Below are 13,935 nucleotides of genomic sequence, written 5' to 3'. Positions count from 1 at the left end.
AAGTGTCCGATATTCATATAGATCACGAGGTGTTGAGCGGTCTCCAGGAAGTCATGGAGCATGATTATGCGCAGTTGATCAGAACCTTTCTCCTGGACTCCGAAGTCCGTCTTAACCTGTTGCACCAGGCCACAACTGCACAACAGCTTGGCCATGCTGCGCACAGCTTCAAGGGCAGCAGCAGCAACATGGGCGCCACAGCCCTGGCGGCGTTGTGTCAGCAATTGGAGGAGCGCGTCAAACAGCCTCCGCTCACCGATATTGAAAACCTGATCAATCAGATTCATCGCGAGTATGACGTGGTCCGGGTCCTGTATATCGAAGAGTGCGAGCGAGTTTCCGGTTGACCTGATATCGATGGGCTTGGCGCGAGTCTTGCAGAGTCTCTGCTAATTAACATTGATCCCCTCTGTCGCGGAGACTCCCACATGCCGGTCGCTTCCAACCCATTGCTGCAGGTCGGTACCGCAACAAAGGCTTCGCGCGCTGCCGGCAACCAGCCGGACAAGGCGCTGCAGGCGACGAACGACAAGGCCTCGGGCTTTTCCAACGTGTATGCCCAGCAGTCACGGGACAAACCGTCGAACCCAGCTGATGTGCAAAGCCGCGGCAAGACCGAGCCCGCTAGCAAGGATGTTGCAAGCGGCAAGGGCACCGCCACCGAGCAGAAGAAAGTTGCCGACAGCGGCAAAACCTTGCCTGAAGACCAGGACGGCGCGCCCGCAGCAGGCAGTGAGACGCCGGATCCTACGCTGATCGATCCCAATCTGGTTGCCGGCCAGGTCACCGACGCGCAACCCGGTGCCCAGTTGATTCAGGCCCAGGCCGAGACAGTGGCGCCGGTTGTTCAGGCTGCTCAGTTGCAGGCCCAGGTTGCGGCGCCAGTTGTGACAGAAGAGCCAGAATTCGACCCGCAAGCCGATCCACTGGATGATATGCCTGCCTTGCGCATGGCGTTGGAGCAAAGCGCCCACTCACAGGGGACCACCTCGGCGCACAGCGCCAGTAAAACGGCGACTGCACAGCCAGAAGCGACCACAGGGCAGGCGGTCGTCAATACCATGGCGGGAATGCTCGACAAGGCTGGGGCAGGAGGTGAGCAGGGCGAGGCGGGTGACAAGGCATTTTCCGGGCTTCTCGATGACGGCCTCAAAGACCTCAAGAGTGCTTCCAGTGACACGCGCGTAGACAATTTTGCCGAGCGCCTGAGTGCACTGACGCAAGCGGCAACAGCGAAAACCGCTAATGTTGTGCCGGCGGCGCCCGCGCCTCTACATCAGCCATTGGCGATGAACCAGGGTGGTTGGGCTGAAGGCTTGGTCAACCGCGTGATGTACTTGTCGAGTCAGAACCTCAAGTCTGCGGACATTCAGTTGGAGCCGGCAGAGTTGGGGCGCCTGGACATTCGCGTTAACCTCGCGCCTGAGCAGCAGGCGCAGATCACATTCACCAGTGGCCATGTCGGTGTCCGTGAAGCACTGGAAAACCAAGTGCACCGGCTCAAGGAGATGTTTGCCCAGCAGGGTCTTGGCCAGCCGGATGTGAATGTCGCCGACCAGTCGCGCGGTCAGCAACAACAAGGCCAGCCTGATTCGCCACGCCTCAGTGGTGTGGCGGCGCGGCGCAATGCGGCGGGCGAAAGCGCTGAGGTTGCTGCCAGTACTGCCCCTGTCGAGCAGCAGGCCGTGGTCGGCTCCAGCGCGGTCGACTATTACGCCTGACTTTCCCCGGGTGGGGGCGGGCTTGAGCCGCGATGCGATCGTGAAGAGCATTCGCTATCGCGGGGCAAGCCGGTTCCTACTGCCAATCGTTGCACCAGGTTGGCATAACACTTGCTCAACCCACGCCATGTGACTGAATTCTCCGATGAATGACGGAATATTGGCATGGCGAAGAGCGACGCAGTGAAAGACCCCGCCGCTAAAGGCAAACTCAAGATGATCCTGCTGCTGGTGCTGGCGTTGCTGCTGGCCATCGGCCTGTCGGTTGGCGCTACCTGGTTCGTCTTGCACAAGTCTGAAGACAAGCCAGCGGCCGATACGGCGCAGGTTGGCAGCCTCAAGCCAGCGGCCATTTACGAGCCGTTGACCCCAGCGTTTGTGGTCAATTTCAACCAGAACGGTCGCCAGCGCTATATGCAGGTAAGTATCACCCTGCAGGGGCGAGACCAGGCTGCGCTTGATGCGTTGAAGGTGCATATGCCGGTTATCCGCAACAATCTGGTGATGATGTTCTCCGGGCAAGGCTTCGACACCCTGGCAAGTCCTGTCGGTCAGGAAATGTTGCGCCAGAAGGCAACCGCCAGCGTGCAGGAAGTTGCCCAGAAGGAAGTCGGCAAACCGGTCGTAGACCAATTGCTGTTCACCAATTTCGTATTGCAGTAGGAGCCACCGATGGCCGTGCAGGACCTGCTGTCCCAGGATGAAATCGATGCCTTGTTGCATGGCGTCGACGATGGGCTGGTGCAAACCGAGACCAATGCCGAACCTGGCAGCGTCAAGAGCTATGACCTGACCAGTCAGGATCGCATCGTTCGTGGACGCATGCCGACCCTGGAAATGATCAACGAGCGCTTTGCGCGTTACACCCGAATCAGCATGTTCAACCTGTTGCGTCGCTCCGCCGACGTTGCGGTGGGGGGTGTGCAGGTGATGAAGTTCGGTGAGTACGTGCATTCGCTGTATGTGCCAACCAGCTTGAACCTGGTGAAAATCAAGCCGCTGCGCGGTACTTCGCTGTTCATTCTCGACGCCAAACTGGTGTTCAAGCTTGTGGACAACTTCTTTGGTGGCGACGGACGGCACGCCAAGATCGAAGGCCGGGAGTTCACCCCCACCGAGCTGCGTGTGGTGCGCATGGTGCTGGACCAGGCCTTCGTCGATCTCAAGGAAGCCTGGCAGGCGATCATGCCGGTCAACTTCGAGTACATCAACTCGGAGGTCAACCCGGCCATGGCCAACATTGTCGGGCCGAGTGAGGCGGTGGTGGTCTCCACCTTCCACATCGAGCTCGATGGTGGCGGCGGCGATCTGCACGTGACCATGCCGTACTCGATGATCGAGCCTGTGCGCGAAATGCTCGATGCCGGTTTCCAGTCAGACCTGGACGATCAGGATGAGCGCTGGATCAAGGCCCTGCGTGAAGACGTCCTGGATGTCAGTGTGCCGCTAAGTGCCACCGTGGCCCGGCGCCAGCTGAAATTGCGCGACATCCTGCACATGCAGCCGGGTGATGTGATTCCGGTCGAATTACCTGATGAACTGGTTTTGCGAGCCAATGGCGTGCCGTCGTTCAAGGCCAAGCTGGGTTCGCACAAGGGGACTTTGGCCCTGCAGATTATTGATCCGATCGAGCGCCGTTGAGCGGCGCCGGTTGTTCCAACTCCGAATTGATTGCCCGTCGAGGACAAAATGGCTAACGAAAACGACATCACCTCTCCAGAGGAGCAGGCTCTGGCTGATGAGTGGGCTGCTGCCCTGGAAGAAACCGGCGATGCCGGCCAGGCCGATATCGATGCACTGCTGGCCGCTGACGTTGGCGGCGGCTCCTCTTCCAATCGCCTGCCAATGGAAGAATTCGGCAGTTCGCCGCGCAGCAACGAACCGGTAAGTCTGGAAGGTCCGAACCTGGACGTGATCCTGGATATTCCGGTGAGCATTTCCATGGAAGTGGGCAGCACCGAGATCAACATTCGCAACCTGCTGCAACTCAACCAGGGCTCGGTGATCGAGCTTGATCGCCTGGCCGGTGAGCCGCTCGATGTGCTGGTCAACGGCACCCTGATTGCCCACGGTGAAGTGGTGGTGGTCAACGAAAAGTTCGGCATTCGCCTGACGGACGTGATCAGTCCAAGCGAACGCATCAAGAAGCTGCGCTGAGTGAGTCGGCTCTGGCATTGCGCCCTGGCGTTGGCTGGTGCGCTGTACATGGACGTGGCGCTGGCCGCGGCTACGGTGCAGCCGGTTGGCGTTGCGGCGCCCGCGCCAAGCAGTGGTGGCAGCGCTGTAGGGCAATTGACCCAGTTGGTGTTGGGGTTGTTGCTGGTACTGGGGCTGATTTTCCTGCTGGCCTGGCTGCTGCGCCGGGTGCAGAACGCCGCGCCAACGGGCGGCCAGGTCATCGAGATTCTCGGTAGTCGTACCTTGGGTCCTCGGGACCGGCTGTTGCTCATTCAGGTGGGCAAGGAGCAGATCCTGATTGGGCACTCACCCGGCAGCATCGAGGCGTTACATGTCATGGCCGAACCAGTCGAAGTGCCTGCCAGTGCACGTCAGGCAACACCAGAATTCGCCCAGCGCCTGTTGGAGTTGATGGGCAAGGATCAGAAGGGTAAGTCGTAATGGGCGCATTGCGCATGATGTTGACGCTGCTGTTGCTGTTGGCAGCGCCACTGGCCCTGGCCGCCGATCCGTTGTCGATCCCGGCCATCACCTTGTCCAGTGGGGCGGACGGGCAGCAGGAGTATTCGGTCAGTCTGCAGATCCTGCTGATCATGACGGCGCTGAGTTTCATCCCGGCGTTCGTCATTCTGATGACCAGTTTCACCCGCATCATCATTGTCTTCTCCATTCTGCGTCAGGCCCTTGGCCTGCAGCAGACGCCGTCGAACCAGATCCTCACCGGCATGGCGCTGTTTCTGACCATGTTCATCATGGCGCCGGTGTTTGATCGGGTGAACAAAGATGCCCTGCAGCCGTACCTGAACGAGCAGATGGTGGCGCAGGAAGCAATTGCCAAGGCCCAGGTGCCGCTCAAGGACTTCATGCTGGCGCAGACCCGCCAGAGTGACCTGGACCTGTTCATGCGTCTATCCAAGCGGACTGATATCGCCAGCCCCGATCAGGCGCCGTTGACCATTCTGGTGCCGGCGTTTGTGACCTCCGAGCTGAAAACCGCGTTCCAGATCGGCTTCATGATATTCATCCCGTTCCTGATCATCGACCTGGTAGTGGCCAGTGTGTTGATGGCCATGGGTATGATGATGCTCTCGCCGCTGATCATCTCGCTGCCGTTCAAGATCATGCTGTTCGTGTTGGTCGATGGCTGGGCGCTGATCATGGGCACCCTGGCTGGCAGTTTCGGCGGCGTTTGAAGCCGCGAGGAGAAGATCATGACCCCTGAAGTTGCCGTCGATCTGTTTCGTGATGCGCTGTGGCTGACCACGCTGATGGTTGCGGTGCTGGTGGTGCCAAGCCTGCTGGTGGGGTTGATGGTGGCGATGTTCCAGGCTGCTACGCAGATCAACGAACAAACATTGAGCTTCCTGCCGCGCCTATTGGTGATGTTGGTAACGCTGATCGTGGTCGGGCCTTGGCTGGTGCAGAAATTCATGGAATACATGCTGTCGCTGTACGGCAGTATCCCGCAGCTCATCGGCTGACGTGTCGATGCTCGAGCTGACCGATACGCAGATAGGCACCTGGGTCGCCAGTTTCATCCTGCCGCTGTTTCGTGTGGCGGCGGTGCTGATGACGATGCCGGTGATCGGTACCACCCTGGTATCAACGCGTATTCGTCTGTACATGGCTGTGGCCATCACCGTGGTGATCGTACCGGGCTTGCCGCCTATGCCTGAAGTGCACGCGCTGGATCTGAGTGCGCTGCTGCTGATCGCCGAGCAGATCATCATTGGCGCGCTATTTGGCATGTCGCTGCAGCTGTTTTTCCAGATATTCGTTATTGCCGGACAGATCGTCGCAATTCAGATGGGCATGGCGTTCGCTTCCATGGTCGACCCCGCCAACGGGGTCAACGTCGCGGTCATCAGCCAGTTCCTGACCATGTTGGTGACCTTGCTGTTCCTGGGTATCAATGGCCACCTGGTGGTGTTCGAGGTGCTGACCGAAAGCTTCACCACCTTGCCGGTGGGCGGCGGATTGCTGGTCAACCACTTCTGGGACCTGGCCCTGCGCCTGAGTTGGGTGCTGGGGGCTGCGTTGCTGCTGGTGCTGCCGGCGATCACCGCGTTGCTGGTGGTCAACATTGCTTTTGGCGTGATGACTCGGGCAGCCCCACAGCTGAACATCTTCTCGATCGGTTTCCCCCTGACGCTGGTGCTTGGATTGGGCATCTTCTGGGTCACCCTGGCTGACATTCTTCCGCATTATCAGGCACTGGCTTCCGAGGCCTTGCAGTGGATGCGTGAACTGGCAAGGGCGCGCTGAGCATGGCAGAAAGTGAAAGCGGGCAAGATAAAACAGAAGACCCCACCGACAAGCGCAAAAAAGACGCACGAGAAAAGGGTGAGATCGCGCGTTCCAAGGAGCTCAATACGGTAGCGGTAACCCTTGCTGGTGCCGGGGCGTTGCTGGCTTTCGGTGGAGGCATGGCGCAGGCCTTGATGGAGCTGATGCGTAGCAACTTCATCCTGCCTCGCGAGGTAATTACCGATGAACGATTCATGGGGATTTTCCTCATGGCTGCTGGCAAGACCGCCTTGCTCACCATCCAGCCCGTGCTGCTGGTGTTGCTGGTGGCATCGATCATTGGTCCGGTAGCGTTGGGTGGGTTCCTGTTCTCCGGCAGTCTGCTGCAGCCCAAATTCAGCCGGATGAATCCGCTCGCCGGTATCAAGCGGATGTTCTCGGTCAACGCCTTGTCCGAGCTGCTCAAGGCACTGGCCAAATTCTTCATGATTCTGATCGTCGCGTTGGTAGTGCTATCGGCAGACCGTGACGACCTGCTGGCGATTGCCAATGAGCCGTTGGAACAGGCGATCATTCATGGTGTGCAGGTTGTGGGGTGGAGTGCGTTATGGATGGCTGCGGGGTTGCTGCTGATTGCTGCGGCGGACGTTCCGATTCAGCTTTGGCAGACGCACAAGAAAATGCTCATGACCAAGCAAGAGATTCGCGACGAATACAAGGACAGCGAAGGTAAACCCGAGGTCAAGCAGCGTATACGCCAGCTCCAGCGCGATGCATCGCAGCGGCGGATGATGGCTGCAGTTCCCGATGCCGATGTCATCATCACCAACCCGACGCACTATGCCGTGGCACTCAAGTACGACCCCGAGCAGGGCGCCGCGCCAGTGTTGCTGGCCAAGGGTGCTGACTTCATTGCCTTGAAAATTCGCGAAATCGCCAACGAACACAAAATCCAGGTGCTCGAGTCTCCGGCCCTGGCGCGTTCGATCTACTACTCCACCGAGCTTGAGCAGGAAATCCCGGCGGGCTTGTACCTTGCTGTGGCTCAGGTACTGGCCTATGTGTTTCAGATTCGTCAGTACCGCGCCGGCAAAGGCAAACCGCCGGAGCCGCTCAAGGACCTGCCTATTCCACCGGACCTGCAGCACGACTAAGTGTCTGCACAGGCCGAAAATCCGGTCGCTTTCGGTCGGTTCGGGCATGCCCCGGGGGTGCGACGCATCTGACCGCCACGCTTTGCCGAGCATGCTCGGCGCTCACAAAGCCCCCTGACACCTCAAAGTTGGAAGGCTTCTTGCAAAGGCAGCGCTGCGCGCGACATTCGCGTCAAAGTTTTGCTTGAGCTAGACGAGGAATACAGGTGGACCGCTCTCAGTTAATCAGCAATGCCCGTAACAACCTGGCCGGGTTAGGCCGGGGGAATCTGGGTGTGCCGCTGTTGCTGCTGGTGATGCTGGCAATGATGATGTTGCCGATTCCGCCGTTCTTGCTCGACGTGTTCTTCACCTTCAACATCGCCTTGTCGATCGTGGTCCTGCTGGTCTGTGTCTACGCCCTGCGCCCGCTCGATTTTGCAGCCTTTCCGACCATTCTGCTGGTAGCGACGTTGCTGCGCCTGGCCCTGAACGTGGCGTCCACGCGGGTGGTCATGCTTCATGGTCAAGATGGTCATGCCGCCGCCGGTAAGGTGATCCAGGCCTTCGGTGAGGTGGTGATCGGCGGTAACTACGTGGTCGGTATCGTGGTGTTCGCGATTCTGATGATCATCAACTTTGTGGTGGTAACCAAAGGTGCCGGGCGGATTTCCGAGGTGAGCGCACGTTTCACCCTCGATGCCATGCCGGGCAAGCAGATGGCCATCGATGCCGACCTCAATGCCGGCCTGATCGATCAGGCGCAGGCCAAGGCGCGACGCTCCGAGGTGGCCCAGGAGGCCGAGTTCTACGGTTCCATGGATGGCGCCAGCAAGTTCGTTCGCGGTGACGCCATCGCCGGGTTGCTGATCCTCTTCATCAACCTGATCGGCGGCATGCTGGTCGGTATGTTCCAGCACGGCATGACCTTCGGCGATGCCGGTAAGGTCTACGCCTTGCTGACCATCGGTGACGGTTTGGTGGCGCAATTGCCATCACTGTTGTTGTCCACGGCTGCGGCGATCATGGTGACGCGAGCTTCCGGTTCCGAGGAAATGGGGCAGCAGATCAACCGGCAGATGTTCACGTCGCCCAAGGCGCTGGGCGTATCGGCAGGCATCATGATCGTCATGGGCCTGGTGCCCGGCATGCCGCATTTCGCCTTTCTCAGTTTGGGGCTTGTGGCCGCCGGTGGTGCCTATTGGCTGTGGCGCAAGCAGAACCAGGCCAAGGTAAAGGCCCTGGAGGAAGTTCAGCGCCAGCAGGACCTGCTGCCATCGCCGCAACGCGCCATCGACACCAAGGAGCTGGGTTGGGACGATGTGACGCCTATCGATATGATTGGCCTCGAAGTGGGTTACCGGCTGATTCCCCTGGTGGACCGTAACCAGGGTGGGCAGTTGCTGGCGCGGATCAAGGGTGTGCGCAAGAAGCTCTCCCAGGACCTGGGCTTTCTCATGCCCACGGTGCATATTCGCGACAACCTCGATCTGGCGCCCAGCGCCTACCGCCTGACCCTGATGGGGGTGATCCTGGCCGAAGCCGAGATCTATCCGGATCGCGAGCTGGCCATCAACCCCGGGCAAGTATTCGGTACCCTCAACGGGATTGCCGCCCGCGATCCGGCGTTTGGCCTGGAAGCGGTGTGGATCGACGTCAGTCAGCGCAGCCAGGCGCAGTCGCTGGGCTACACGGTGGTGGACGCCAGCACCGTAGTTGCCACGCATTTGAATCAGATTCTGCACAAGCATTGCCACGAACTGATCGGCCACGAAGAAGTCCAGCAGTTGCTGCAAGTGCTGGCCAAGGCATCGCCCAAGCTTGCTGAAGAGCTGGTACCGGGTGTCATTACTTTGTCGGGGTTGCTCAAAGTCCTGCAGGCACTGCTTGCCGAGCAAGTGCCGGTGCGTGATATTCGTAGTATTGCCGAGGCTATCGCCAACAACCCGGCCAAGAGTCAAGATACCGCCGCGCTGGTGGCTGTGGTCCGCGTCGGATTGTGTCGCGCCATCGTCCAAAGCATTGTCGGCGTTGAGTCCGAGCTGCCTGTGATTACCTTGGAACCAAGGTTGGAACAGATTTTGCTGAATAGTCTGCAAAGGGCCGGGCAAGGTCAGGAAGACGGTGTTCTTCTTGAACCGAGCATGGCTGAAAAGCTTCAGCGTTCGTTGATCGAGGCTGCCCAGCGTCAAGAGATGCAGGGGCAACCGGCGATCCTGCTGGTCGCAGGACCGGTACGAGCGATGCTGTCGCGATTTGGCCGTCTGGCTGTACCGAATTTGCATGTTTTGGCGTATCAGGAAATACCTGACAACAAGCAAGTTACCATCGTTGCCACAGTAGGCCCCAACGGCTGAGGTAGTGGGTTATGCAAGTTAAGCGTTTTTTCGCCGCCGATATGCGTCAGGCCATGAAGCTGGTTCGAGATGAGCTGGGGGCTGAAGCCGCCATCATCGGCAACCGACGGATTGCTGGCGGTGTCGAGCTGACGGCTGCGCTGGACTACAAGCTGTCCGCCCTGGCGCCGCGGGTTCCGAATGTGGAGCTCGAAGATGAACTGCGCAAGACCCAGTCGCGCATCGTCACTGCCCAGGCCGAGCTTAGTAGCCGTAGCGAAAGCGAAGAGGGTAACCGCCAGTTGTTTGCCGGCTTGCCGCTGACCGCGTCCGAGCCGTTGGTCGAACCGCAGGTCGATGAGCCAGTCGCGCCGGTTGCAGCCGCTGCTGCGCCGGTTGACCCACGCCTGTTCGACGCCATGCGTTCGGAGCTCACTGGCCTGCGTGAGCTGCTTGAAGTTCAGCTCGGCTCGCTGGCCTGGAGCCAGTTGCAGGGCAACCAACCACAACAGGCCAATCTCTGGCGTCGCCTGCAGCGTATCGGTCTGTCCGGGCCGCTGGCGCGTGAGCTGCTGGATCAGATCAGCAGCATCGATGAGCCGCGCCGCGCCTGGCGCATGTTGCTGGCGCACCTGGCACGCCGTATCGATGTGCCCGAAATCGAACCGATCGAAGAAGGTGGTGTGATTGCCATGGTCGGGCCGGCCGGAATGGGCAAGACCACTACACTGGCCAAATTGGCAGCGCGCTATGTGCTCAAGTACGGCGCGCAGAACCTGGCCCTGGTGAGCATGGACAGTTTTCGAATTGGCGCCCAGGAGCAGCTCAAGACATTGGGTCGCATCCTCAACGTGTCAGTGACCCACGTCGATCCGGGGCAGTCCCTGGCCCAGGCGCTTGAGCCACTGCTGCGCAAGCGCGTGGTGCTGATCGATACCGCAGGCCTGCAAGCCAGTGATCCTGCCTTGCGCATGCAACTGGAAACGCTTGCCGGGCGCGGTATTGCGTCAAAAAATTATCTGGTGTTGGCAACGACCAGCCAGAAGCAGGTGCTGACTGCCGCTTATCACAGCTACAAGCGCTGTGGGCTGGCAGGCTGCATCCTGACCAAGCTTGATGAAACAGCCAGCCTCGGGGAAGTTCTGAGCCTGGCCATCAGTCATGAATTGCCAGTGGCCTATCTAACCGATGGTCCACGCATTCCTGACGATCTGCACCTGCCGCGCAGACACCAGTTGGTCAGCCGCGCGGTGAGTGTGCAGATGCAGGAGGAGCCCAGCGAAGAGGCGATGGCCGATATGTTCGCTGATCTCTACCACAGCCCCGGCAAGCGTGTTGGCTGAGGTGATTGTGAAGACGTTGCAAAGTATCTGCATTGATGGACTGCCAGGCATTTTTCAGGTGTTGAAAGCGCAGCCGGTCATGTGGCCTCAGTCTAAGCAAGACAAGGTAATGAACAAACATGGGTAGCATGCATCCCGTACAGGTGATCGCCGTAACTGGCGGCAAAGGTGGCGTCGGCAAGACTAACGTGTCAGTGAACCTTTCATTGGCATTGGCAGAGCTTGGCCGTCGGGTCATGCTGCTCGATGCCGACCTCGGCCTGGCCAACGTCGACGTATTGCTCGGCCTTGCGCCCAAGCGCACTTTGGCCGATGTGATCGAAGGTCGTTGTGAGCTGCGCGATGTGCTGTTGCAAGGGCCGGGGGGCGTGCGCATTGTGCCGGCCGCTTCCGGCACGCAGAGCATGGTGCACCTGGCGCCTGCCCAGCACGCAGGCCTGATCCAGGCATTCAGCGAGATCGGCGACAATCTCGATGTACTGGTGATCGATACCGCTGCGGGTATTGGTGACTCGGTAGTCAGTTTCGTGCGCGCGGCGCAAGAAGTGTTGCTGGTGGTGTGCGACGAGCCCACTTCCATCACCGACGCCTATGCCTTGATCAAATTGCTCAACCGCGATTACGGCATGAATCGCTTCCGCGTCCTGGCCAACATGGCACAAAGCCCTCAAGAGGGCCGCAACCTGTTCGCCAAGTTGACCAAGGTCACAGATCGCTTCCTTGACGTAGCCCTACAATACGTCGGCGCGGTGCCTTACGACGAGTGCGTGCGCAAGGCTGTGCAGAAGCAGCGAGCGGTCTATGAAGCCTTCCCGCGTTCCAAGTGCGCGCTGGCATTCAAGGCCATTGCTCAGAAGGTCGATACCTGGCCGCTGCCGGCAAACCCGCGTGGACACCTGGAGTTTTTTGTCGAGCGCCTGGTGCAACCGACGAGTGCGGGACCTGTGCTATGAACGCCAGCGGTTATCGGATGTACAGCAAGGCTTCTCGCGATGGACAGTACGAGTTGATCGAGCGCTATGCGCCGCTGGTCAAGCGTATCGCCTATCACTTGCTGGCACGTTTGCCAGCCAGTGTGCAGGTGGAGGATTTGATCCAGGCCGGCATGATCGGCCTGCTTGAAGTCTCCAACAAGTACGACGCGAGCAAGGGTGCCAGTTTCGAGACCTACGCCGGTATCCGTATCCGCGGGGCAATGCTTGACGAAGTACGTAAAGGTGATTGGGCGCCGCGCTCGGTCCACCGCAATACCCGCATGGTCAGTGACGCGATACGTGCAATTGAAGCAAAAACCGGCCGTGACGCTAAAGATCACGAGGTTGCTGCCGAACTTCAATTGAGTCTCGATGATTATTACGGGATTTTGAATGACACCCTGGGCAGTCGCCTGTTCAGTTTCGACGACCTGTTGCAGGACGGCGAACATGAAGGCCTGCACGAGGACGGCGCCACCGCCCAGCTCGAGCCTTCGCGCGATCTGGAAGACGAGCGCTTCCAGGCAGCCTTGGCCGACGCGATCGCCAATCTGCCGGAACGCGAGCGTCTGGTGCTGGCGCTGTACTACGACGAGGAACTGAACCTCAAGGAAATCGGTGAGGTCCTGGGTGTCAGTGAGTCGCGCGTCAGCCAGTTGCACAGCCAGTGTGCGGCGCGTTTGCGTAGTCGCCTGGGAGAATGGCGGGCGCGTTGAACGCAGGTTCAATGCAGTCGTGAAACGAAGTACCCGAATTGATTGAATGCGCGTTCAGCGCTGAGCGCGTTAAAGACTGCTTGGAGGTCTAATTGAACAAAGACATGAAAATCCTCATCGTCGACGACTTTTCGACGATGCGGCGGATCATCAAGAACCTGTTGCGTGACCTGGGCTTTACCAACACCCAGGAAGCCGACGACGGCAACACGGCGCTGCCGATGCTCGAAAGCGGTCACTTCGATTTTCTCGTAACCGACTGGAACATGCCTGGCATGTCCGGCATCGACCTGCTGCGCAAAGTGCGCGCCGATGAGCGTCTCAAGCACCTGCCGGTGCTGATGGTCACCGCCGAAGCCAAGCGCGAGCAGATCATCGAAGCGGCACAGGCCGGCGTCAACGGTTATGTGGTCAAGCCGTTCACTGCCCAGGTGCTGAAAGAAAAGATCGAGAAGATCTTCGAGCGCGTCAATAGCTGAGACACGCCACGGGGGCGCTATGGAGCAAACACAATCATCGTTGGACGGCTTTGAGTCGACACTCAAAAAGCACGCCCACGAACTGGTCGACAGCCTCGAACGAGGGAAATTTGGCGACGCGGTGCAACTCATCCATCAGCTGAACCAGACCCGTGACCTCGGCTTGTACCAGGAAGTGGGCAAGCTCACTCGTGAGTTGCACAGCGCGATCGTCAGTTTCCAGATCGATCCGCACATGCCTCAGGCCGAGGAAGTTTCGCAGATTACCGATGCCACCGAGCGCTTGTCCTATGTGGTCAAGCTGACCGAGGGTGCCGCGAATCGCACCATGGACCTGGTCGAGGAGAGCACCCCGGTACTGCACGAACTCAGTGATGAAGCACGTGACCTGCGTGCCGATTGGCAGCGCTTCTTGCGCCGCGAAGTGGCTGCGCCGGAGTTTCGCGAGCTGATGCACCGCGTCGATCGGTTTCTGGAGCGCAGCGAGGAAGGCAGTCGCAAGGTCGCCGGCCACCTCAACGATATTTTGCTGGCTCAGGACTATCAGGACCTGACCGGTCAGGTGATCAAACGTGTTACGGCACTGGTCACCGAAGTAGAAAGCAATCTGCTCAAGCTCGTGCTGATGGCCAGTCAGGTCGACCGTTTTGCCGGTATCGAACATGACCACCAGCAGTTGCGTGCTGAAAAAGATCAAGAAAAACATCCGACTCGGGGTGAAGGTCCGCAGATTCATGCCGATAAGCGTGAAGACGTTGTGTCCGGTCAGGACGATGTCGACGATCTGCTGTCCAGTCTGGGTTTTTAG

16 protein-coding genes are annotated in these 13,935 nt (G+C 59.3%); all 16 read left to right on the top strand.

The features are described 5' to 3' along the window. Positions 1-2: 2 nt before the first annotated feature. Positions 3-347 (top strand): Hpt domain-containing protein, encoded by a 345-nt coding sequence (locus D3Z90_RS19205; RefSeq protein WP_136477515.1) that lies wholly within the window; start codon positions 3-5, stop codon positions 345-347. Between the two features lie 81 nt (positions 348-428). Then, positions 429-1,721, top strand: a complete 1,293-nt coding sequence (locus tag D3Z90_RS19200; RefSeq protein WP_136477514.1) for a flagellar hook-length control protein FliK — start codon at positions 429-431, stop codon at positions 1,719-1,721. 165 nt (positions 1,722-1,886) lie between these two features. Beyond that, on the top strand, positions 1,887-2,384 hold the full coding sequence (gene fliL, locus D3Z90_RS19195; RefSeq protein ID WP_136477513.1) for a flagellar basal body-associated protein FliL: 498 nt from the start codon (positions 1,887-1,889) through the stop codon (positions 2,382-2,384). A 9-nt stretch (positions 2,385-2,393) separates the two neighbouring features. Beyond that, positions 2,394-3,362 (top strand): flagellar motor switch protein FliM, encoded by a 969-nt coding sequence (gene fliM / locus D3Z90_RS19190; RefSeq protein WP_136477512.1) that lies wholly within the window; start codon positions 2,394-2,396, stop codon positions 3,360-3,362. 48 nt (positions 3,363-3,410) lie between these two features. After that, positions 3,411-3,878 (top strand): flagellar motor switch protein FliN, encoded by a 468-nt coding sequence (fliN, locus tag D3Z90_RS19185; protein WP_136477511.1) that lies wholly within the window; start codon positions 3,411-3,413, stop codon positions 3,876-3,878. A 48-nt stretch (positions 3,879-3,926) separates the two neighbouring features. Next, positions 3,927-4,340, top strand: coding sequence for a flagellar biosynthetic protein FliO (fliO, locus tag D3Z90_RS19180; RefSeq protein ID WP_136479000.1), 414 nt, complete (start codon positions 3,927-3,929; stop codon positions 4,338-4,340). Then, on the top strand, positions 4,340-5,092 hold the full coding sequence (gene fliP, locus D3Z90_RS19175) for a flagellar type III secretion system pore protein FliP (protein ID WP_136477510.1): 753 nt from the start codon (positions 4,340-4,342) through the stop codon (positions 5,090-5,092). Before fliO ends, fliP begins: the two co-directional genes overlap by 1 nt. Positions 5,093-5,110: 18 nt before the next feature. After that, positions 5,111-5,380, top strand: coding sequence for a flagellar biosynthesis protein FliQ (fliQ, locus tag D3Z90_RS19170; protein WP_136477509.1), 270 nt, complete (start codon positions 5,111-5,113; stop codon positions 5,378-5,380). Between the two features lie 7 nt (positions 5,381-5,387). Then, positions 5,388-6,164, top strand: a complete 777-nt coding sequence (fliR, locus tag D3Z90_RS19165; RefSeq protein WP_136477508.1) for a flagellar biosynthetic protein FliR — start codon at positions 5,388-5,390, stop codon at positions 6,162-6,164. A gap of 2 nt (positions 6,165-6,166) precedes the next feature. Continuing rightward, a complete protein-coding gene (flhB, locus tag D3Z90_RS19160) occupies positions 6,167-7,300 on the top strand; it encodes a flagellar biosynthesis protein FlhB (RefSeq protein WP_136477507.1) in 1,134 nt (377 codons plus the stop codon). Between the two features lie 206 nt (positions 7,301-7,506). Beyond that, positions 7,507-9,636, top strand: a complete 2,130-nt coding sequence (gene flhA / locus D3Z90_RS19155) for a flagellar biosynthesis protein FlhA (RefSeq protein WP_136477506.1) — start codon at positions 7,507-7,509, stop codon at positions 9,634-9,636. Between the two features lie 11 nt (positions 9,637-9,647). After that, positions 9,648-10,958, top strand: coding sequence for a flagellar biosynthesis protein FlhF (flhF, locus tag D3Z90_RS19150; RefSeq protein WP_136477505.1), 1,311 nt, complete (start codon positions 9,648-9,650; stop codon positions 10,956-10,958). A gap of 119 nt (positions 10,959-11,077) precedes the next feature. Further along, positions 11,078-11,911: a flagellar synthesis regulator FleN gene (gene fleN / locus D3Z90_RS19145; RefSeq protein WP_136477504.1), complete on the top strand. Its 834-nt coding sequence runs from the start codon at positions 11,078-11,080 to the stop codon at positions 11,909-11,911. Then, positions 11,908-12,648, top strand: coding sequence for an RNA polymerase sigma factor FliA (fliA, locus tag D3Z90_RS19140; RefSeq protein ID WP_136477503.1), 741 nt, complete (start codon positions 11,908-11,910; stop codon positions 12,646-12,648). The genes fleN and fliA overlap by 4 nt, the downstream gene beginning before the upstream one ends. A gap of 104 nt (positions 12,649-12,752) precedes the next feature. Then, on the top strand, positions 12,753-13,127 hold the full coding sequence (locus D3Z90_RS19135) for a chemotaxis response regulator CheY (protein ID WP_036990294.1): 375 nt from the start codon (positions 12,753-12,755) through the stop codon (positions 13,125-13,127). A 19-nt stretch (positions 13,128-13,146) separates the two neighbouring features. Continuing rightward, positions 13,147-13,935, top strand: coding sequence for a protein phosphatase CheZ (locus D3Z90_RS19130; RefSeq protein WP_136477502.1), 789 nt, complete (start codon positions 13,147-13,149; stop codon positions 13,933-13,935).

This window comes from Pseudomonas sp. DG56-2 (assembly GCF_004803755.1).
In the GTDB taxonomy this organism is placed as follows: domain Bacteria; phylum Pseudomonadota; class Gammaproteobacteria; order Pseudomonadales; family Pseudomonadaceae; genus Aquipseudomonas; species Aquipseudomonas auratipiscis.
The sequence above is the reverse complement of the archived record's forward strand: the minus strand, read 5'-3'. Positions and strand labels throughout refer to the sequence as shown.

Coding starts and splice junctions, on each gene's coding strand:
- flhB (WP_136477507.1), top strand. CDS start 6,167: ATGGCAGAAAGTGAAAGCGGGCAAGATAAAACAGAAGACCCCACCGAC.
- fliO (WP_136479000.1), top strand. CDS start 3,927: ATGGACGTGGCGCTGGCCGCGGCTACGGTGCAGCCGGTTGGCGTTGCG.
- fleN (WP_136477504.1), top strand. CDS start 11,078: ATGGGTAGCATGCATCCCGTACAGGTGATCGCCGTAACTGGCGGCAAA.
- D3Z90_RS19200 (WP_136477514.1), top strand. CDS start 429: ATGCCGGTCGCTTCCAACCCATTGCTGCAGGTCGGTACCGCAACAAAG.
- flhF (WP_136477505.1), top strand. CDS start 9,648: ATGCAAGTTAAGCGTTTTTTCGCCGCCGATATGCGTCAGGCCATGAAG.
- fliL (WP_136477513.1), top strand. CDS start 1,887: ATGGCGAAGAGCGACGCAGTGAAAGACCCCGCCGCTAAAGGCAAACTC.
- D3Z90_RS19130 (WP_136477502.1), top strand. CDS start 13,147: ATGGAGCAAACACAATCATCGTTGGACGGCTTTGAGTCGACACTCAAA.
- D3Z90_RS19135 (WP_036990294.1), top strand. CDS start 12,753: ATGAAAATCCTCATCGTCGACGACTTTTCGACGATGCGGCGGATCATC.
- fliN (WP_136477511.1), top strand. CDS start 3,411: ATGGCTAACGAAAACGACATCACCTCTCCAGAGGAGCAGGCTCTGGCT.
- fliP (WP_136477510.1), top strand. CDS start 4,340: ATGGGCGCATTGCGCATGATGTTGACGCTGCTGTTGCTGTTGGCAGCG.
- fliM (WP_136477512.1), top strand. CDS start 2,394: ATGGCCGTGCAGGACCTGCTGTCCCAGGATGAAATCGATGCCTTGTTG.
- fliQ (WP_136477509.1), top strand. CDS start 5,111: ATGACCCCTGAAGTTGCCGTCGATCTGTTTCGTGATGCGCTGTGGCTG.
- fliA (WP_136477503.1), top strand. CDS start 11,908: ATGAACGCCAGCGGTTATCGGATGTACAGCAAGGCTTCTCGCGATGGA.
- fliR (WP_136477508.1), top strand. CDS start 5,388: ATGCTCGAGCTGACCGATACGCAGATAGGCACCTGGGTCGCCAGTTTC.